The organism is Paenibacillus sp. MAEPY2 (assembly GCF_000499205.1).
In the GTDB taxonomy this organism is placed as follows: Bacteria; Bacillota; Bacilli; order Paenibacillales; family Paenibacillaceae; genus Paenibacillus; species Paenibacillus vandeheii.
Window position 1 is genome coordinate 116,524 of the sequence record NZ_AWUK01000028.1, and the last position, 21,795, is coordinate 138,318.

Genomic DNA, 21,795 nt, shown 5'->3' on the forward strand with positions numbered 1-21,795 from the left:
GAAGATAATTTTCCTTGGATCTATACATGATCCACTGCATAAATCACGTTACCACCCGATAGCCATGCCATCTCCCCTGGGGTCTGCTGCGCCGCTGATCATGCCGTCTTCACGGATGACGATGCCCTGCGACTGTCCCATGATCCCGTCCCACGGCGCTCTGGATTCGACGTTATGCCCCCATTGAGCCAAGGTGATACATACGTCGTCATGATAGCGGTTCTCCACTCGCATCGTGTCGCCTTCCTCGCCCCAGGTGCGTCCGTACACCCAACGTGGGAGAGCGATCGCTTCCTGAATGGTCAGGCCATAATCCAACACGCCCGTAAGAACGGATAACTGTGTCTGAGGCTGGCCCTCACCGCCTTGTGTGCCAACAAGCATATAAGGCTTTCCATTACGTGTGACAAGACCAGGCATTAACGTGTGAAAAGAGCGTTTATTCGGCTCCAGCACATTGGCATCCATTGGATCAAGCGAGAAAAAGGACCCCCGGTTCTGCATAATCACCCCAGTATCCCCAGGCACATAGGCAGCCCCAAAATCAAAATACAGGCTTTGAATAAACGAAACAGCATTGCCTTCATTGTCCACAATCGCCGCATATGCCGTATCCTGACCCATCGTTTTGGACAGAAAAGGCTGCGCTACAGGGGGAGCGGACTGAATCTCGTTCCACAATTCATCTCCATAAACCTTGGATAACAGATCCTTCACCGGAATATCCCTGAACTCCGGGTCTGTGAGATAACGATCACGGTCACGAAAAGCCTTTTTGACCACTTCAGCCATCAGGTGATAAAACTCGGGGGACGTGCGCGCCACGGAAGATAGATCAATATGTTCCAGCATATTCAACATCATCAGCATCGAGAAGCCCTGTGAATTGGGTGGCATCTGGTGAACTTGATAGCCGCGGTAATCGGTAGTAATTGGCTTTACCCACTCTCCCTTGTGAGCAGCGAAATCCGCTGGGGCAAGCATGCCGCCATCTTCACGAATAGCCGAAGTTAGCTGCTCCGCCAATTCCCCGGTATAAAAAACATCGCGTCCACCTGCCTGAATCAGGCGAATGGAGGCGGCCAGCTCAGGCTGTAAGAGTAGTTCACCTTCCTGCAAAAGTGTACCAAAAGGGGCAAATACCGCTCGAAGCGGCGTATGCCCCATAATGAAATCCTCATCACGTTCCAGCCACAGGCGCAGATTCCGGGATACAGGACATCCCTTTTCCGCATACTGCGCAGCTGGTTCAAGCAGCTGCTCCCACTTCAACTTCCCGTAGCGGGACCAGACCTCCCACCATGCATCCACCATTCCCGGAACGGTAATGGCACTGAGCACGCCTCGTTGAGGAATGGTGCTCATCCCCATCGCTTTGAACGTATCGGCATGAATGCCTGCTGCGGAACGGCCACTTCCGTTGTAGGCAGTTATATCACCACTTGATCCGTCGTGGATCAGAAAGAACGCATCTCCGCCAAGTCCTGTCATGTGCGGGTAGACTACGCCCAATGCGGCACTTACAGCAACAGCAGCATCGTAAGCGTTACCTCCCTGCTGGAGGATTGAGCTGCCCACCGCGCTCGCCAAATAATGCGGGGAGGTGACCATCACCTCTCGGGTTATCGGCATTTGATTCAGCATAAGGCCTCCTCCTTCCCGGCATATACATCCAGCGCTGCCTGTACCGCATCCCCTGCCGGCAAGGCGTGACGATGACGCAATAGCACTGCTTCCAGTGCACCTAGTACATGCAGTACATTTTTGCGCTGGCAGCTGAATCCCATCGTACCAATACGCCAGATTTTGCCCTTCAACGGGCCGAACGAACTGGCTATCTCAATACTAAAATCATTCAGAAGCATGCTGCGTACCGATTCTCCATCCACACCGTCTGGAATTTGGATACAAGTGACCACAGGAAGTTTACTGGACATATCCCCATACAGTTTGAGCCCCATTCCCTGAATCCCTGCAACCAACGCTCGTTCATTGATCCGATGTCTCTCGAAACGGGTCTCCAGCCCTTCCTGAAGCAGAATACGCAATCCTTCGTGAAGTCCGTAAAGCATGGAGGTGGCTTCTGTATGATGATTCAATCGTGCTGAGCTCCAGTAATCTTGCAATTGGCTCAGGTCAAAATAGTTACTGGCAATAGTGCGACCTTCAGCCCGAGCACTAGTTGCATCCCGCAGTCCACGCTCAACCGTTTTACGGCTCATGAGTTTCTTCTCCACACGGCTGTTATACGTTAAAGGCGCCATCCCGGATGGAACGGACAGACACTTCTGTGTTCCGCCCATCACCGCATCCAGATGCCATGCATCTGTCTTGACCGGTGTACCGCCAATGGTAGCAACTGCATCTACAACGAGTAAAATATCGAGTTCACGACAGGCTTTGCCAATCTCGGCGAGAGGCTGCATTTGCCCGGTTGATGTCTCGCCATGAACCATCGCGACCAGACTTGGCTTATGTGCATGGATCGCCTTCATTACCTCTTCCGGATCAAATACCTTTCCCCATTCTGTTTCAAAAAAAATAACTTCGGCACCACAACGTTCCGATAGTTCCACAAGTAAATGCCCGAAGCGTCCATAGATCGGGACCAGCACCTTGTCCCCTGGCTGGATCAGACTGACCAGCACGGCTTCGATCCCTGAGCGGGATGTACCATCTACTGGATAACACCACTCATTATCTGTCATGTATAGTTCACGCAGCATCGCCATCGTCTCATTCATCAGGGAAGTGAACTCCGGATCAAACTGCCCCAGGATCGGGAAGGATAATGCCCTCAGAACTCTTGGGTCGACCTCAACTGGCCCCGGTGTCATGATCGTCCGCAAGGAAGGGGACAATTCTTTATAGTTGGACATCTTCACTCAACTCCCGTAACCGTATTTATAGAGTAGCTGCACCAGGACCCGGAAGCCTTTCATCAGGTCCTCTTCAGCTGTATATTCAAGGGGATTATGGCTAATGCCATCTTGGCTGGGCACAAAGACCATCGCTGTTGGGCAAGCCGGTTGAAAGATCTGCGAATCATGTCCTGCGCCGCTTGGCATGTGTATATAGGACAGCTGCTCCACTTCACAGATAGTACGAATGTCTACAGTCATCTGTTCGTTCATCGGAATAGGCGTGACTGACAAGTGTTCTTCCCAGTTCAGTCCGAGCTGCTGCTCGGCTGCGATGCGGCTAAATGCCTGAAGCATATCCTGCCAGCATCGGTCAATGCTCTCTTGCCTGATGTGCCGGATATCCAGTGAGAATACAGCTCGTGAAGCAACAACGTTGCCGACACCCGGTTCTGCGATTACTCGTCCCACGGTGGCTACAAGCGGTTCTCCTGCTCCCAGCGCGATACTTCTTACAGCTGTAATCATCTCGGCTGCACCTGCAAGTGCATCCTTACGCCAGAGCATTGGTGTAGTTCCGGCATGATTGGCCTCACCACTTACTGTGATGCTAAAGCGTTTCTGACCTACAATATCCGATACAATACCAATCGAATGGCCCAATCGTTCAAGGACTTGGCCTTGCTCGATGTGAAGTTCAATAAAGGCACCGTACGTGTGTGAAGCCGTTCTATAACAACTATCTGGTCCAAAGCCTGCATCACGTATCGCCTGTGCAAAGGTTATGCCCTCTTGATCCTTCAAATGCTGGACATCTTCCAGAACGGAGACGCCCGTTATACTTCGCGATCCCCAATAAGCAAACGGAAATCGGCTGCCTTCTTCTTCACAGAGCGAGACCACCTGAAGTGTTCGTTTCGGGGCCCCGAAATGGTTTTGCAGATACTCCAGTGCAAGCACTCCCGCAGCTACGCCATAAGCACCATCATACTTTCCACCATGTACGACAGTATCGATATGTGATCCTGTAACAATTGGCGCTTCTTCCGTTCCTGTTAATGAACCTGTTCCCTTCAATGTGCCATACAGGTTGCCAGATTGATCGAATTCGGGAGCCAACCCTTTCTGCTGCATTTTTGCCGCAAGCGCATGCTGTGCTTCACACCATGCTTTGTCATACAACAGACGTGTAACTCCTCCTAGGGAATCAGCCCCATATGCGGACAACCAGTCCAGCATGCTTTGCATCTTCACCTGCTCCAATTGCGGCAAAGGCTGGATGGAACATTCCGTACCAGACGGCGTGTGCACTTCAAAGTCCGTCATGATAACCCCTCCATTCCTTCAATACCAGCTGGAACAGATGAGTTGGCACGGACAAACCGTCCTACAGGTGGATCGGATAATCCTGTTTTTGAACTGTATACTCGCTCACCCCGGCAGAACACATCTGCAATGCAGGAAGAAAACGTGCGTCCCACATAAGGACTCTGTTTATGGGTGTAGAGCAGGTCATCCGTATTCAGGGTTGTAGTCTTCTCCCAATCAATAAGTACCAGATCCGCATCCTTGCCGATGGCGATTTCACCTTTACTATCCAACCCAAGCCTTCTGGCAGGTTGCAGAGCCAGAACTCTTCCAAGCAACGGAAGGGCTATATTTCGCCGAAGATGTCCTTCCTCCAACATAAGCAGCAACGTACTTTGCGCCCCGGAGATGCCACCCCAGATTTCGAAGAAATGATCAGATTGTTTCATCGAGGGAGGACAGGGTGAGTGGTCGGAAGCAATAACATCTATCAGGCCCGCTGCAAGGGCATCCCATAACTGATCTTGCTCAGCCTGACTACGCAATGGCGGCGCGCACTTAGCTACAGCACCCAACCGGACAACATCCTCATCAGTCAGACTCAGGTAATGCGGACATGTTTCGGAAGTTACATCCTGTCCGCGCCGTTTTGCCTCTGCAATCAGATCAAGCGCTTCCCGTGTACTGATATGAACAAAATGCAGTGCACATCCGGTCTGCTCCCCATATTGCAGCGCTCGGGTTACCGCTCGAACTTCTGCTTCAGCTGGACGAGATTGCACGTAATCCATTGGGCCGATGCGTCCTGCTGCAATACTTCTGGTCGCAAGTTCAGCAACCATCGCTTCGTCTTCGGCATGGAGCGCCAACACGCGGTTTAGCCTTGCAATCTCGTACATGCCATTCAAGAGTGTGTCCTCATCGGCTCTGGTGAAGATGTCTTCCCCTTCTCCGCCGGGTTCGGACATAAATGCCTTGAATCCAGCCGCTCCCATATGGGCCAAAGGAGCAAGCTCGGCCCGATTACCGGGAACAAGTCCTCCCCAGAACGCATAATCAACATAGGATTGACCGTCGGCTGCTTTCATTTTCATCTCCCACGCATCCGGTCTAATTGTTGGGGGGACACCATTGAGCGGCATATCAACATACGTCGTAATTCCGCCAGCAGCCAGCGATGCTGATCCCGACTTGAACCCCTCCCAACTCGCGAGTCCGGGCTCATTGAAATGAACATGAATGTCCACTACCCCTGGCATTACAGTAAGGCCAGCCGCTTCTATCATTTCCGTATCTTCATCACCCACCAGCTGTGGGGACAAAGCGATTATTTTTTCACCAGCAATCCCAATATCCAGTTCTTCTACGTTATCTCTCAATACAACCCGGGCCCCCCGGATGATCGTATCTATTTTTGCCATATGGATGCCCTCCCTGATCAGAACCGGATTCATGCATTTCAGCTTCCCCGGTATGTACTGTAACCTCCTGGAGCAATCAATAAAGGTATGTGGTAGTGGCTTGCAGCATCGGATACGGCAAACCGAATCGGCACAACTGTCCATAACACCTGCCCTAGTTCCTCAAGAGATCGCTGTGCATAATAATCCTCAACGTTGAACTGAAGCTCATACACCGCCTGCTCAAGCCTGCCGCTGTCCAGCAATGGCGCATTCAGACGCCCATCGGCATTGGTCACCGATTCAGCTACTTTTATTTTGGTTTCTTTTTCACCATCTCTGCGCAGTACATACAGTTCAACCCGCACATCTGCAGCCGGAACGCCCTTGGAAGTATCCAGCACATGCGTAGTAATCCGTCCTCTGGCCACTGACATCATGCCTCCCCTTCTTTCTTAGAGCCACCGATGTCATTCCCCAGATCGTCCCTTGTCATCGAGAAGCCTTGGAACCCATAAGGTGGTCTGGGCTCGGTAAATACTTTGCCCTCTCCTTCTTTTACTTCCTCCAACACCGTCTCCCATGTCCGATTGTTGGATTCGAATGAAACTTCACTGAGCTGTCCAAATCGACGCAAGAGCCTTGATCCAATCTGATAAATCAGATGCTGAATGGATGCGGAACGACACGTATGGAACACTGCTGCAGCTACATCTCTTACCTGCTCTGCCGCTACATAACGCCCGCGCTGATCATCCATGCCATCTCTCGGATCTTCATAACGCCAATTGATATTCAGGAAAATGAATAGCGGACGGTCCCACGTCTCTGGTAAGGTGGTGTATTCATCCTTGACAAAACCGGCAAATTCACTGCCCTTCACCTTAATCAGTCTGATATCTGCAACACCACTGAAATGATTGCTCAGCTCAACTCGACTTCCATTTCGCTGCGCTTCAATGGCAGCCGTCGCTCGTTCATTCTGGGAATAACGGAATACCAGCTCGCTTGGGCGAAGGCTTCCCTCTCTGCGAACAGGCACATCTTCAAAAGGAATCTGATCTGCGGTCATCTGAACTTTGCTCATCTGCGGATAGGTCTCCAGAAAACGTTGGCTGACGTAAGCGAGGAAGCCCTCCACTGTAGCTCCGGTGTAATCCGCAGCATATACTAGAATAAAATTCTTCATTGAATCCGTGGCAACAACACGGGAATTATCTCCTTCTATAAAAGAAGGCAGAAATTCGTCACCTTGGACGGCTACTTTAATGTTCAAACCAAACAGGATATTATTGCGTCCGGTAAATGGAGATTCCGGAATAGGCTGGATGCCCGTCAACGGCTTGGCGTATGAACGGTACACCCATACATCCCCTTTGCCGTAATACATCGTCCGCTGCTTCACTTCGGATGGTTTAAACTCACTTTCATGTTCATGACCAATCTGTACCAACCACTGCTCCAATCGAATGGAAGCAATCTTGAATACCTCTTTCAGAGCGGTTTGGAATTCTTCCTGCCTGCCACGCTGATTGCGCCTCCGCATGGACTCCAGGATGGACTGAGCCGTATGGCCTTTCACGGCTAATATAAAAGGAAAGCCGAATTGGCTTGTATATTCTTTATTTAACTTACGAAGTTCGTTATATTGCTCCGGCGAGAGTGAATTAAGCCCTGCACCAGCTTGTTCTTGCACGGAATTGCTGCTCATACTGATTCGCGCCCCGAGATCCGGGTGATTGCAAAGCAACTGCAGCTTCATCTTTTCATCGGATGTCTGAACCACGTTCTTCATCACATTCATCATTTGTTCAAAAGAGTCAAATGGCCGTAAAGGCCAGGAACGCTCCGCTACCCAGGGTGATTCTTCGAATAGTCCGCCAAACGTATGTACGAACTGTGTGATAGACCAGCTGTTAACGAGTTTAATGAAGTCGCTCATGTTAGAACCTCCGGTCTTCAGTAGATTATTGTTCTTCATTTTAAGTGTCTCTCTGTTTTGCGACAACAATATTTACGCAATTTTGTAATATAACATAACATCAGATATGTGATTTGTTTGCAATGCACGGGATTTGATTCATCAAATGCAGTAAAAACCCAAAAAAACCGCACTTCCTCAAGGGAAATACGGTTTTATCTGACATGCCAACTTCATTGTTATGCTGCACAATGCTTTTTCTATGGCCCAACTTTAGATTAATGATGCTGCGCCTGAAGTCTTGCTGCTGTTTTGTCCCGCACAAACTTGCGGAAGGTGAACACCAGTTTTAATTTCAGCAAATCATTGGTCTTCTTAAAGTCCATTTGCAGCAAACTTCCGACTTTCTCCATCCGATAGGTGACGGTGTTCCGATGCACAAACAGTTGCTTGGCAGCTTCGTTAATGAGTCCATCATTCTCGATAAAAGATTCCAACGTATTCATCAGCACCTGATTGGGATCGCCATCCCTGGCCAGTAAAGGTTCAAGTACTTTATTGCAGTAATTCTCCATGATGTTATCCGGTACATGTTGGAATACATAGGCGAATTCCAGCATCTCGAACTGGAGAGCCCGATCCTTCATTCCAAAACGGCGAGCCAGTTGTCGGGTATCCAGACATTCCTGATAGGCTTCACGCAGCGACTTCGGCTCATGCTTCATTTTACTGATCCAGAATCTTGGTGCGGATTCTCCCTTGGCTTCCTGTGCAGCAAGCACATCTCCGAATCGACTCAGCAGGAAAGCTGACAATTCCTCACCGTAATCTCGCCCCGTTGGACAGGTGTAAATGGACAATATGCCATCTTCGATCTGAAAATGCTGTGAGGCCGTGAATTGCATAAGCGGATTGTACTGCAATTCACGGTGGATCTGCTTCAGCAGCTTCCCTTCTGAAAAAACAGACGGTTCCAACGTGATCAACACGCATTGATAGGTCCCCTGGAACAGGTGAACACCTTTATTCTCGCTAAGTCTCGTTAGTTCATCTACTGTCATTTTGTTATCCAGATACTGGCTTAGCAATGTACGCATCTCATCCTGAACGGTCGGGTTAATATGCTCCCGATATGTCATATCCATATAGAATGCTAAGACATCCGCAGCCTGCTGGAATAGTTCTTCTTCCGCTCTAAGGGACAGCGCCGAGTCTGTAAAGACGAGCAAAAATCCGTATTCTTCATCATTCTGCTTGATGGGTACTCGGTGGCAACTTCCCTGATTCCATTTCACCCGGTGCATGACGGATTTCCAGGGCCAACCCTGCACTAACGAGTCTCCGGCAATGCCTTCACTGCCATATAACACATGTCCACGGGAGCCAATAACTGCAAGGGGGTAATTCAGTACAGTGGCAAGCTCGGCAAATACATTCCGATGCTGTTGTTGTTGCAGTGCAAACTGCATCAATTTTTTCTGTTTCTGCACCACTTCATGCAATAAACGATTGCTGCGTTCATGTTCAGCCTTGAATAACGCATTCATCTGGTCGGAAAAGGTGAACTGAAACGGCAGTTCGAGCAGCGGTAGGCGCAGCCGGTCCGCTTCTTCAATAATCCCTTGGGGAATGGACTGCCAGAAGCGTCCCAATTTAATGCCGAGTCCGGCACAACCGCGTTCATTCAGACGGCGCATCAAACGAAGTGCATCGGTCTCATTGTCTTTCATAATGAACGCGGTTGTGAACAGCAGTTCTCCGGATTTAATCCAATCCGCTATATCTGGAGCGTCCATGACGTTAACGGATTTCATCATCCGTGAAGTCCCTTCCCCACCTGCAACCAGTCTGGCCTCAGACAACGGGTATACCTGTAAAGCCTCTTTAACCGTAAGCTGCATGGACATTACCTCCCATATATATAACGCAAAAAGCGGTTTTAATCCTTGAATGGACATGAATAAAGGATAAACTCTTGATTTGTCCCCATATTTTTGAAACCCGTCTTGAATGTTGTTAAGTATTATAACATCATTTTCAATTGAATAGCTTACATGAGAAAAAAATAAAACCCATGACATCATTGCAGCAATCGTTGCGCAACTGGCATAGGTTTTATTTTAGAGTTGATACATATTGAATTCCCAAACGAAAGGTCAGATTTCCAATGTTTCATGACTCAACCACAGTTTCATCCGGGACAGTACCTCTTTCATATTCAGCGGTTTACTAAGATAATCCGAGGCACCTGCCGCGATACATTTATCGCGATCCTCTTTCATGGCTTTGGCAGTCAGAGCAATAATAGGGAGCTGCTTGAGATTTAATCTCTCTCGGATCTGGCGAGTGGTTTCATAACCATCCAGCTCTGGCATCATGATGTCCATCATGATAATATCCGGCTTTGCTTCCCCACGTTCCAGCATCTCCAGACATTCGTATCCATTCTGTGCGGTGATTACATTCATCCCATATTGCTCAAGGGCATTCGCCAAGGCATATACATTTCGAATATCATCATCCACAACCAGGACTTGGCGCCCATTTAGTAACGATTTTTCCAATGGAGTCAGCAGCATCTCGACGTTTGTTGAATTCATTCCTGTCGTGCTGTGTACTTCAGGAACAGTGACAGCAACCTCGTTCAAGAACAATCTGGAGTTCTGCATAACCTCAGGCTCTTCCCTTCTAAGCGGGAGGAATAGAGTGAAGACACTTCCTTGTCCCTCGCGGCTCGTTGCCGAGATTGATCCACCCAGCAGATTGGCAAGGGATTGAGAGATCGACAGTCCTAGTCCGGTTCCACCGTATTTTCGGGCTGTGGCTCCATCTGCCTGCTTGAACGCATCAAAGATCTGCAACAGCTTGTCTTCAGAAATGCCAATTCCGGTATCACTAACCGAGAAGGCAATGACTTCAGCCTCTACCCCGTTTTCTTCAGGATTGGGCAGACCGACTCTGGAGATCGTTAAGGCCACTTCACCTTCATTGGTAAACTTGAATGCATTGGAGAGTAAATTCCGCAAAATCTGGTGTAAGCGCATCTCATCGGAAACAATCGTTTCTGGCAAAGGACTTTGCAGCTGAATCCGGAAATCAACTCCTTTTTGCTCAGCCGTTTTCAGGAAATATTGATTCATCGCTTCGGGCAGGCTTCCAAGATAGACATCATCAAAATCCACTTCCATCTCCCCTGCTTCCACTTTGGAAAGATCGAGAATATCGTTAATCAGGTTGAGCAGATCCTTTCCTGACGCATGGATCACCGAAGCATATTTTTGTTCTTCACTATTTAAATGCTGATGCTTGTTCTCAGCCAAAATCTCAGACAGAATCAGCATACTGTTCAGCGGAGTACGCAGTTCATGTGACATATTCGCCAGAAACTCAGACTTGTAACCAGAACTTGTCCGCAGCTGATCAGCTACTTCTGCAAGCTCGCTGGCAGAGGTCTCAGCCACATCTTTTTGCAATTCCAAACGCTCGTTCAGCATGTGCAGTTCTTCTGTCTGCATATGTAACTCTTCTGTCTGAGACATCATCTCTTCAGTCTGTGCCTGGAGCTTCTCCGATTGTGTCTGCAATTCTTCATTCAGTACCTGGGACTCATCATACAAATGCTGTAATTCCATCCGTGTGACGGTGGAATGAAGCGACACTCCGAAGATTTCAATTAGTTCAGTTAGCAGCTTAGTCTCCGTTGATTGGATCGGCTTCATAGAAGCCAGTTCGATGACAGCTATTGTTTTACCTTCAAATACCACTGGGGCTACCGTGAGTGATGCAGCTGAAGCATCACCAAGTCCCGAAGAGATGCGAATATAATTTTGCGGCAAGTCGTTCATCTGCAAAACTCGCTTCTCAATCGCACTCTGCCCCACTAATCCCTCACCCGGTGCAATGGATACTTTACCGAGGGAACGCTCTTTCTCTCCATCTGCTGCATAGGCAGCCACACGAATGAGACGATTCTCTTTCATCGCATATAACACGCCATAAGGAGCTTCCAGCAGAATCGCGACCTGGTTGAGGAACAACCGTGACAGTCCCTCCAGACTTGTTGGGTTCTGAAGGAGTGTAGCTATGCTCGCAACACGATCCTTAAGCCGATTCTGTTCCTGTACTGTGTCCAGTAATAAATTCGTTTCTTGACCCAAATCACCGACTTCATCATGTGTTCGTACAACAATACGCTGTGTAAGATTGCCACCTTGAGATATATCGCTGATGGTTTGTTTGACTTCACGCAGGGTCTTCACAATATTGCCCGAAATCACAAGAGCTGCAGCAACAGATAGTCCGGCTACGACAGCCCATAAAGTATACATTATCGTCAGCAGTGTGGAACTTCGCTCTGCAAGCTCGCTTACCCGAATTTCTGTCAGGCCCATTTCCGTGTTGCGGAAGGTTTGGAACTGTGACCTCAACAAATCAATTTCGCTTTTCCCTGGATCAGACTGGAAAAACTCAATGACTTTCTCCTGATTCTCTTGCTTTTTCAGGGCTATCGAGGCTGCTCCGGCAACATCAATCCAGCGGTTAATATGTGTTTTGATGTTTTCCAGACTCATCTGCTGGGATGGGTTATCGCTGATCAGCTCGTACAGTTCGGCATAATTGGAGTTCCACTGGGTCATTGCTTGCGTGTATGGCTCCAAATAACTTTCTTCACCAGTAAGCATGAATCCCCGTTGTCCTGTTTCCATATTCAGAACATTTTTTTCAATTGCGTTGGTCAGGTTATGCACTTCCAGGTCGTGGTGAGTGATAAAATCAATTTCCTTCTGCGAGGCATTAATTTGGGCGGACAGAATCATCAAAACAGCCCCAAACAACAGCACCACCACGAGATAGCCCAAAACGATTTTGGAGCGTATCGTAAATCTTCTCTTTTTCGACAACGCAGAAACCTCCAATGAAATAAACAATTCCGCTCGATTAATAAAATAGTTGCATATGTAGTTTATATGTATACGTATATACAGACAAGCATTAGTTCAAGAACCTCCGAGCGAGAAAAACGACCTGCGGATGCAGGTCGCTTGATTATTCGAATGAAGTTCACTAAATGAGGATGGATTAGGCTTTCGGGGCAATCATCTTCGCCGGATCAACATACTGATCGAATTGCTCTTCCGTAAGCAGACCTGTCTGCAATGTTGCTTCTTTCAGAGACAGTCCTTCCTTGTGTGCAAGCTTGGCAATTTTGGCTGCATTCTCATAACCGATATGCGGATTAAGCGCAGTAACCAGCATAAGCGAATTATTCAGATTGTGTTCAATCTGACCGAGGTTAGGCTCAATGCCCACCGCACATTTATCGTTGAACGCCACAATAGAATCAGCAAGAAGCTGAACAGATTGCAGGAAGTTATAGATAATAACCGGTTTGAACACATTCAACTCAAAGTTCCCCTGACTAGCTGCGAAGCCAATCGCCGCATCATTCCCCATTACTTGCGTAACTACCATGGTCATCGCTTCGCTCTGGGTCGGATTCACTTTACCCGGCATAATGGAACTGCCCGGTTCGTTCTCCGGAATGCGAATTTCTCCCAAACCACTGCGCGGGCCACTAGCCAGCCAGCGAACATCATTAGCAATTTTCATCAAGTCAGCTGCAAGCGCTTTAACTGCACCGTGAGCGTAGACCACTTCATCATGACTTGTAAGCGCGTGGAATTTGTTTGGCGCTGATACAAAATCCTTGCCGGTATGCTTGCCAATTTCCTTGGCTGTATAATCACCAAAGTCAGGATGGGCATTAATTCCGGTACCCACAGCAGTACCGCCAATAGCGAGTTCTTTCATATAATTCACACTATCACGAATCATGCGTTCACTCTTGTCCAGCATCGCTTCCCAGCCGCTGATCTCCTGACCGAGTGTAATTGGCGTTGCATCCTGAAGATGGGTACGTCCAATTTTGATAATGTCTTTGAATTTTTCCGATTTGTCTGCAAAAGTGGCTTTCAGCACCGCAATCGCTGGCAAAAGCTGATCTTCAACTGCAAGTACGCCTGCAACATGCAGAGCCGTTGGGAATGTATCATTAGAGCTCTGGGACATGTTCACATCATCATTCGGATGCAGACGTTCTTCCTTGCCCTTCTGTTCAAGCAGCTGATTGCCCAAATTGGCAATAACTTCATTTACGTTCATGTTGGACTGCGTTCCGCTACCCGTCTGCCACACCACGAGCGGGAAATGATCATCAATCCGTCCTGCAATAATTTCATCAGCTGCATAAGCGATAGCATCCGATTTGGCAGCTGACAATTTACCTAATTTATGGTTACTTGCAGCAGCGCTTTTTTTCAAAATGGCCAGGGCACGTACGACTTCCATCGGCATATGCTCGCGACCAATCGGAAAATTCTCCTTGCTGCGCTGCGTTTGAGCTCCCCACAGCCTGTCGGCTGGAACTTTCATTTCACCTAACGTATCTCTCTCAATGCGGTATTCCACTTGCTTGTCCTCCTCCAAAAAGATGGTTTGGGTCTCTACAACAATACGTATACATTCTTTTCTACATCGCATCTTGCATCTGTTAATTCCAAAGTCGTTTTTGGAATTTATGCAAAATGCTCTTCATGAACAAAGCCTGTGTATCTCGTCATATTATACATGATTGTCTGCTAGATTTTCACCTTTTCGACAAAATTGTAAGCGTGCCGCAAAATGTGCGAACGTTTATTTTTACGGCTTGATTGGGTACAGACGACTGGTTTGTTCGAATAATTCACCCGACTCAAGACCGATAAGACCGATCTCTTCAGCAGGAATGCTTTGTACATTCGGAGCATTAACCAGGTTAATCTGTGGCTCAGGGCAGAAGAAGTCACCAGCCATGTTGTTATTCCAGATCATCCAGTGCTTGTAGGACGTCCCTACATCGTACACCAGCTTGTCACCGGTACGATGATCGGTAAGCTCCATATAGTTACGCCCATTCTGCGGTTCTGCCGTGTAGTGGTTGTCCATTGCTGCAAAAAACGGACTAACGCCTTTACCCTTTAATTGCTCTTCCTCCGGTGTAAGCGGTTGAAATTGTCCCGTAGGCAAAGAACGTTCATTCAATTCACGACGCTGACCAATTGTTACTTTGGCCGTGTAATCGGATGCCTGGCTTTCCGGTGCAAAAGGTACGCTAATAGCTGTATGGAATGCGAACAAATTCGGCATACGTTCCTTTCCGTTATTGCGGACATTCAATTGCTGCTGAAGTCCCAGGCTGCTCAGTGAGTAACGGAGCGTCACAGTGAAGGTGAATGGCAAGTATTTGTAGAACTCATGTCCATCCTTCACTTCCTGACTAAGCAGAACGTAACTCTCCAGCTCGTCAGATCCATAGCCCTCCACCTTCCACTCGACGTTATGCAGGAATCCGTGCAAATGGTTGCCTGTAGCCGGTTCGTTTATAGGTAGTTGATAGACTTCACCATTCCAGGGGAAGCGACCATCCTCATAACGATTGGGTGGGGAAAGAATTGGAATTCCGTATACGGCAGGTGCAGCCATAAACTCGTCCATACGTTCCAGGTCTGGCTCACGCAAATACCGGAATCCTTGCTCTGTATCACGAAACGCGACAAGGTTCGCACCCACGCTCGGAATGACAGCCGCTTCGAATTGATTAAAGCGAAGCCAGACGGCAGGTATACCTCCAAATTGTTCTTCGAAAGCTGCATTTTGCTGTGTCATCGTTATATGTACCTCCTGCATACTAAGGTTATATTATACGGCTCGACTATATCATGACCACGCACAAAATACCAATCTATGATAGAGAACAAATTCATGATGGAATGACAAAAAAGACAGCCACGGAGCTTCGCAGCTGTCTCCATCCATTTATACTGCCATAATGGAATCACTCCAGATTATACTGGAATGCCATGTCTGGCATCCGCTTTATTAATCCACATATTTGCCGTGATCCGGTACGGCGGTCTGTTCGAAATCCAGATCGAGTCTCTCCAGCGAATCCTTCAGCATTTCGCCAGTTAAGGAATGCCCGTGCCCGGTAACGGCGACTAATGGCTCCAGTCTTCGAATAATCTGAACCGATCGATGGGCTGCTTGCCAATCCGTTGTAAAATATGCGGGTGGACCGTGCAACTGTTTGTCCTGAAGCAGCACACTCCAGAGCGACTCCTGCTTCACGGTGACAATCGCGTCTCCGGCAATCAGGATACGGTCTTCTTTCCGAAATAGCGAGACATGCCCCGGTGTATGACCGGGTGTATGCAGCCATTCCCATCCAGAGACACCTGGAATTGAATGGTCTTCAGGCAGACTGAATATCCGATCATCCAGATTAATAGCTTCATTGGGATATGCAAATGACAATCGTGCCATCAAACCGCCACCTACGGAAGGATCGGCAGGAGGGTAATCCTTTACACCTGTTAAATAAGGCAGTTCCAGCGGATGTGCATACACCGGAACACCCCAGAATTGTTCCAGTTCAATGACGGTCCCCACGTGATCAAAGTGACCATGTGTCAAAATAATCGCCGACGGCGGACCTGGAAAACGCTCTGATGCCACATGAAGTATCTGATCCGTGAAACTTGCCATTCCAGTGTCCACGAGCACCCAGTTCCTGCTTCCCGGCTCACCGATGAACACAACATTAACGAATAGTGTACGCAGACTGAGGATATCGTGCCCGACTGCTTCAAGTCCCGTCATTCCTGCTGTAATCAAATTGTCAGATGCCATTCACGGTTACCTCCCATTCAGGCGGATTGTCTCTCTGGTTCCATTCATCTGTCGTAGACTTCCCTTTTCTGGAGCATCTATTCCTTCATACCAATAAAATAGACGGTGGACACCCTGTTTCAGGCATACACCGTCTAGTATAATCAGCTACATTCCATAATAGAACAACAATATCTCGGACAGTTACGCCGGATATGCTTCCAGTGCCGCATCAAGCAACTGGTTGTACATATCGTCATCGTTTTCCAACAGCTCGTCCATACGCAGCAGTTCCTCTTCATCACCGGATTGTTCAGTGAAATGCAGACTATAGTCCCAATCCTTGCCGTTCTTGCTCATAAACGTAATTTCATAAACTGACTTTTCGCCTTCTGCACGAAAAACCGTATTCCCTACAAAATTCTTCTCATCTTCACGACGCATCTCTGCACGAATAATCTCAATATTCACAATCGTTCTCTCCTTTAAACTTTCATCTGTTGCAGGTCTCCACAATTTATGGTAAACCTAGTTTGGTAATTATTATTGGTTAATTGTACAATATATATCGTAGCAACGTATACCTTATTCAATGAGGGAACAATACTGACTCCTTACATACCTGTAATGAGGACTATAATAACAAACAGCTACGATATTATACCAAACGGGAGGAAAAAATAGCATGAACAATTTCGAAACGAATTTACAACAATATGCCGAACTGGCTGTCAAAGTCGGTGTCAATGTCCATTCTGGTCAGACTCTCGTCGTGAACGCACCAATTTCGGCAGCACATTTTGTGCGCCTGATTGTCAAAGCCGCTTATGGCACAGGTGCCAAGCTGGTCAAAGTAAACTGGAGTGATGAAGTCATCACACGTCTTCACTATGATCTCGCACCAGAGGAATCCTTCTCCATTGAACCAAAATGGTTTGCAGGCGAAATGACTGAACTCGTAGAAGAAGGTGCCGCCATTCTGCACGTTATCGCAGAAAATCCTGACCTGCTTGCAGGTGTTCCTCAAGAACGCATCGTGACTAGTCAGAAAGTTCGCGGTAAAGCATTGGAGAAGTATCGTTCCTATCAGATGGCGGACAAATTCAGCTGGTCCATTGTGGCAGTTCCTTCCCCTGAATGGGCAGCGAAAGTATTCCCTGATCTTCCGGCTGAGCAGCAAATCGATAAATTGTGGGATGTTATCTTCAAAACCGTTCGCATTGGTGAGCAGGATGCTGTCGCGGAATGGAAAACACATTTGCTGAATCTCGACTCCCGCGCTGATCTGCTCAACGAGAAGAAATACAAAAAGCTTCACTATACTGCCCCTGGCACAGACCTGACTATCGAACTTCCAGAAGGACATCTGTGGGTATCCGGTGGCAGCATCAATGAGCAGGGACACGTATTCGTTGCCAATATGCCTACTGAGGAAGTGTTCACCGCTCCACTGAAGACCGGAGTTAACGGTACCGTTCGCAGCACCAAGCCACTAAGCTATGGCGGTAACCTGATCGACGGCTTCTCCCTCACGTTCGAAAATGGTCGGATTGTCGATTATACTGCTGAACAGGGAATTGATTCACTGAAAAGCTTGATTGAAATGGATGAAGGCGCGCATTATCTCGGCGAAGTAGCTCTTGTTCCACATCAATCGCCGATTTCCGATACGAATATTTTGTTCTACAACACCCTTTTTGATGAAAATGCATCCAACCACTTGGCGATCGGTAATGCGTATGCCTTCTGTCTGGAAGGTGGCAAAACGATGTCCAAAGAGGAATTGATCAAGAATGGCTTGAACTCCAGTCTCACTCATGTGGATTTCATGATTGGATCTGGAGAAATGAACATTCACGGTGTCACTTCCGAAGGTAGTGAAGAGCCAATCTTCCTGCAAGGCAACTGGGCTTTTTAATTTTAAACAGTACAATTAAATAAACGGTGAATTGAGAGAGAGGATCACTCCTCTCTTTTCCTGCGTATGCGGGTCATTCATGATATGGAGGAACCTGATATGTTGAGTTTTGAACAGAAACTGGATCGTTATGCTGAACTGGCCGTAAAAGTAGGCGCTAATGTTCAACCCGGGCAAATCTTTGTCATCAGCGCCATGATTGATACAGCTGAATTCGTGCGTTTGTTGGTGCGCAAAGGTTACGAGGCCGGAGCAAAGAAAGTCATCGTCAAGTATGGAGATGAAACAGTCAATCGGCTGCGGTTTGAAATGGCTCCCGAGGATTCCTTTCAGAACCCGCCGAAATGGCATGCCGCTGAACTTGAGGAGCTGGCAGCGAACGATGCTGCGTTCTTGACCGTTTTGTCATCCAGTCCCGACCTCTTGAAAGGCATTGATCCGGAGCGTATTTCCACCCACCAGCGTACATATGGTCAGGCCATGTCCAAATACCGTCAGTATCAGCAGGCCGACAAAATGAGCTGGACAGGAGTGGCCTGTCCTTCACTGGATTGGGCCGCAAAAGTCTTCCCTGATCTTCCCCCTGCCGAGCAGATGAAACAGCTCTGGGAAGCCATTTTTGCCGCTGTAAGAGCCGATCTGGAAGATCCTATTACAGCTTGGGAGCAGCATATTGAACGTTTGGAGCACAAAGCAGTTGCCCTGAACAGCAAAAAATATAAAGCTCTGCATTTTGTCTCACCGGGAACGGATCTTACCGTTGAGCTTCCTGAAGGGCACATTTGGGCGCAGGCGGGAAGTATTAACGAACAAGGTACCCGTTTTGTGGCCAACATTCCGACAGAGGAAGTGTTCACTGCGCCAGCCAAATATGGAGTGAACGGCACAGTATCCAGCACCAAACCGCTTAGTTACGGCGGAAGCATCATTGATCGCTTCTCCCTTACGTTTGAGAATGGACGTATCATTGATTTCCACGCCGAAGAAGGTCAGGATACACTAGAAAGACTCATCAGTATGGATGAAGGCTCGCATTATCTCGGGGAAGTCGCTTTGGTACCCTTCCATTCTCCAATCTCGGAGAGCGGTATTCTCTATTACACAACGCTGTATGATGAAAATGCTTCATGTCACCTCGCGATCGGTAGCTCCTATGCCTTCAATATCGATGGCGGCAAGACCATGTCTACTGAAGAGCTGGCAGCTCGCGGTATGAACTCCAGCATTACACATGTGGACTTCATGATGGGTTCATCGGAAACGAATATTTACGGGATAACGGCAAATGGTGAGCGTGAAGCCATCTTCCTGAACGGCGACTGGGCTTTCTAAGCCTTTTATATCCGTTCTACTACGATTATTAGATAACTCATAGAGGCTGCCCTTCTGACCATGATTTACTGGTTAGTAGAGCAGCCTCTCTCTATTTTGAATATATTTTTTCTGCTTCTGTCGGACTAACCTCCCATTGTATCGCTTCCATATAATGTTGTAAAATGAAATGATACCAATGTTTGTGGATTGTTCACCAGAAAGGAGAACATCATGGCCAATCGGCTCCAATTACTCTTAGCCTCGGATTTCCATAATTTGGGCCCTCAGCTTCAAGAAGAAGTGTACTACGAATACTATAATATGGTTCATGGTCTCATCGTTTACATCATCAAAGAACGTGCAGCAGCAGAAGATATCATTCAGGAAGCTTTTATCAAAATCATTAAAAACAAACCGATCTTCGACAACGAAGTCAAACTGAAAGCATGGCTGAAGGTTGTCACACGGAATACCGCCATTAATTATCTGAGAAAAAATAAAAATAACCGTAACCAACTCGATACGGATAGTGTTTTTATAGATATGGAGACAATTAATCAGACGGCAGCTTCCGTGGAGAGCACGGTGGAAACTCAAATGATGCAGGAATCTATCGAGTTCTATCTGGAACAGCTTAAACCGGAATATCGTGTTCTCGTAGAGCTGCGCTGGAAAGAAGGTCTTTCCTATAGGGAAATGGCCGATCTGCTTGATACATCCGAAGAAATTGTGAAGCAACGTTTGTTCAGAGCCCGCGGAAGTATCAAGAAGAAATTACATAAGGAATGGGGTGGAAGTATTGAGCAAAGGCAAGTCCGATAAGCATATTGATTCATTCGATTCAGAGCTGGAAGACGATTTTTTCGATGCCGCGTTTGATATGGCTTTTGACGAAGCCTTCCATCAGGCTGTATCTGCCACCCCGACTGTGTCCAACACCGAACCCATGCGTCAATCCTGGCTCCAAGTTCAAAAGGAAATCGCCCGAATTGGCGCGCGCAAGAAAAGAATGCGCACCGTACGATTATCTGTCATTGTGGCTGCGTCCGTGACCATCGGCGCCGTCATCTTCAGTCTGCCTTCCGGGACACAAGCTGTTTCCCCCTTTGTTCAATCAGTTAAGGAGTGGGGTAATGGCGTAAAATCCATTGTTATCGAAGATCGTACGACTCAGTTGGGTGCTGATCCATCTACAGCCAAGACCCCCCCGCCTCCTGAACGGGGAATCAATGAAGCTCCCAAATTCTATTCCGGAGACATACCAGAAGATGAGATTGTACTCCCCTTCTATGAGGAGTCACACTTGCTTGAACCTATTATCGTAACAAAGGATATCGCACGTTCAGGATTTAAGGGTGACTTTTTGCTGTCAAAAGCCATACCCGAGCGGTTTACAAAGATTAAATATGAACTTATGCTGGACACCCTCAATCCCGTCAATCCGGAAGATTATTATGAATCTGAACGCATGAGAGTTCGTTATACTGGTGTAGGCAAAAATGGTGAAGAAGAAATCATTCAGTTTGATTATGCCTATGTTTTGCCGGGTCAGGTCATTGAGGGGCCCATGCTTCGTGAAACAAGTATCGTCAAATTGGCAGATGGCAGCGAGGCATTTATGTACCTCGGGCCCCCCTATAATACCTTTCAATGGATGATGGGTTCTGTAAACATGAGCTTATTCGGAACCGTCTCGGAAGAGGAAATGACTGCTATTGCCAATGACCTGCAAGAACAAAAATTTCCGGGCAGTACCCAAAAATAAATTAAAATAACACGTTGCTTGAAATATGTGTTGTCGTCTCAGGTTTGACCCCGTCATCGGCCGTGTGAAGACTGACGACTCGATAGTAATATCCGGTTATAACGGTCCAGCTCGATTGGGCATTAAGGGACTGAGTTTGTGTTTTCTTCTTGGAACCGGATTGAAAAAGTATCCAGGCTGATCCCGTCCAGCGTTCAAGTCGATAATCGACTTGCAGTGATTTCATTTCCGAGAAGGTCGTTGTCGTTGTATTTACAATCGCAGTCAACCCGCCTCCAGGTGTAACAGTCCCCACTGCCTGATAGATATATTTTGGAGAAGACAGTGTATTAATACTTGGTTCCAAGGGCGGTGGTGGTGGAGTAAGTGCGTGCGGTTTGATACTTGGACTGGCGACAGCTACCCCGGTGGTTGTTTGTACGGCAAGGACCATAGGTGCTGATAGTGCTGCAACAATCATGACTTTTAGCATGGACGTTATTCTCAAATTCCGCATATGTATCCACCCTTCACTTCCAAATTTTGTTTTTGTGTAAATATTAAACGGATGTAGTGGTTTGAAGGTTTCAAAAAAAATAAAAGACGCTCCGACATTCATGTTG

17 protein-coding genes are annotated in these 21,795 nt (G+C 47.7%); 4 read left to right on the plus strand and 13 right to left on the minus strand.

The window, feature by feature from the left end; translation table 11 throughout:
- Positions 1 to 48: 48 nt before the first annotated feature.
- From ggt to P364_RS0120885, 12 genes are all read right to left on the minus strand, one after another.
- A complete protein-coding gene (gene ggt, locus P364_RS0120830; RefSeq protein ID WP_029881165.1) occupies positions 49 to 1,644 on the minus strand; it encodes a gamma-glutamyltransferase in 1,596 nt (531 codons plus the stop codon).
- Entirely contained in the window at positions 1,638 to 2,879 is a 1,242-nt protein-coding gene (locus P364_RS0120835) for a pyridoxal-phosphate-dependent aminotransferase family protein (protein WP_024632011.1), read from the minus strand. Before P364_RS0120835 ends, ggt begins: the two co-directional genes overlap by 7 nt.
- 6 nt (positions 2,880 to 2,885) lie before the next feature.
- Positions 2,886 to 4,187, minus strand: coding sequence for a Zn-dependent hydrolase (locus tag P364_RS0120840; RefSeq protein WP_029881166.1), 1,302 nt, complete (start codon positions 4,185 to 4,187; stop codon positions 2,886 to 2,888).
- On the minus strand, positions 4,184 to 5,590 hold the full coding sequence (gene allB / locus P364_RS0120845; RefSeq protein ID WP_024632013.1) for an allantoinase AllB: 1,407 nt from the start codon (positions 5,588 to 5,590) through the stop codon (positions 4,184 to 4,186). The genes P364_RS0120840 and allB overlap by 4 nt, the downstream gene beginning before the upstream one ends.
- A 38-nt stretch (positions 5,591 to 5,628) precedes the next feature.
- On the minus strand, positions 5,629 to 6,006 hold the full coding sequence (uraH, locus tag P364_RS0120850) for a hydroxyisourate hydrolase (protein ID WP_036664803.1): 378 nt from the start codon (positions 6,004 to 6,006) through the stop codon (positions 5,629 to 5,631).
- Positions 6,006 to 7,511: a factor-independent urate hydroxylase gene (pucL, locus tag P364_RS0120855; RefSeq protein ID WP_024632015.1), complete on the minus strand. Its 1,506-nt coding sequence runs from the start codon at positions 7,509 to 7,511 to the stop codon at positions 6,006 to 6,008. The genes uraH and pucL overlap by 1 nt, the downstream gene beginning before the upstream one ends.
- Positions 7,512 to 7,768: 257 nt before the next feature.
- Positions 7,769 to 9,391, minus strand: a complete 1,623-nt coding sequence (locus tag P364_RS0120860; RefSeq protein ID WP_024632016.1) for a PucR family transcriptional regulator — start codon at positions 9,389 to 9,391, stop codon at positions 7,769 to 7,771.
- Positions 9,392 to 9,646: 255 nt separating this feature from the next.
- Positions 9,647 to 12,391, minus strand: a complete 2,745-nt coding sequence (locus P364_RS0120865) for a CHASE3 domain-containing protein (RefSeq protein ID WP_024632017.1) — start codon at positions 12,389 to 12,391, stop codon at positions 9,647 to 9,649.
- 178 nt (positions 12,392 to 12,569) lie between these two features.
- Complete coding sequence (gene fumC, locus P364_RS0120870; RefSeq protein WP_024632018.1) at positions 12,570 to 13,958, minus strand: class II fumarate hydratase; 1,389 nt, start codon at positions 13,956 to 13,958, stop codon at positions 12,570 to 12,572.
- Positions 13,959 to 14,189: 231 nt separating this feature from the next.
- Positions 14,190 to 15,194: an aldose 1-epimerase gene (locus P364_RS0120875; protein ID WP_024632019.1), complete on the minus strand. Its 1,005-nt coding sequence runs from the start codon at positions 15,192 to 15,194 to the stop codon at positions 14,190 to 14,192.
- Positions 15,195 to 15,407: 213 nt separating this feature from the next.
- The gene (locus P364_RS0120880) at positions 15,408 to 16,217 is read right to left on the minus strand and encodes an MBL fold metallo-hydrolase (RefSeq protein WP_024632020.1); all 810 of its coding nucleotides are present in this window, start codon (positions 16,215 to 16,217) and stop codon (positions 15,408 to 15,410) included.
- Positions 16,218 to 16,400: 183 nt separating this feature from the next.
- Positions 16,401 to 16,667 (minus strand): hypothetical protein, encoded by a 267-nt coding sequence (locus tag P364_RS0120885; protein ID WP_024632021.1) that lies wholly within the window; start codon positions 16,665 to 16,667, stop codon positions 16,401 to 16,403.
- Between the two features lie 214 nt (positions 16,668 to 16,881).
- Here P364_RS0120885 and P364_RS0120890 point away from each other — a divergent pair, with 214 nt between their 5' ends.
- The 4 genes from P364_RS0120890 (at position 16,882) to P364_RS0120910 (ending at position 21,193) form a co-directional block, all read left to right on the plus strand.
- On the plus strand, positions 16,882 to 18,114 hold the full coding sequence (locus tag P364_RS0120890; RefSeq protein ID WP_024632022.1) for an aminopeptidase: 1,233 nt from the start codon (positions 16,882 to 16,884) through the stop codon (positions 18,112 to 18,114).
- Between the two features lie 99 nt (positions 18,115 to 18,213).
- Entirely contained in the window at positions 18,214 to 19,446 is a 1,233-nt protein-coding gene (locus P364_RS0120895) for an aminopeptidase (RefSeq protein WP_024632023.1), read from the plus strand.
- Between the two features lie 213 nt (positions 19,447 to 19,659).
- Entirely contained in the window at positions 19,660 to 20,250 is a 591-nt protein-coding gene (locus tag P364_RS0120905; RefSeq protein WP_024632024.1) for an RNA polymerase sigma factor, read from the plus strand.
- A complete protein-coding gene (locus P364_RS0120910; protein WP_024632025.1) occupies positions 20,228 to 21,193 on the plus strand; it encodes a hypothetical protein in 966 nt (321 codons plus the stop codon). The genes P364_RS0120905 and P364_RS0120910 overlap by 23 nt, the downstream gene beginning before the upstream one ends.
- Position 21,194: 1 nt before the next feature.
- On the opposite strand, the gene P364_RS0120915 is transcribed toward P364_RS0120910, so the two are convergent.
- Positions 21,195 to 21,689, minus strand: coding sequence for a hypothetical protein (locus tag P364_RS0120915; RefSeq protein WP_029881169.1), 495 nt, complete (start codon positions 21,687 to 21,689; stop codon positions 21,195 to 21,197).
- Positions 21,690 to 21,795 lie beyond the last annotated feature (106 nt).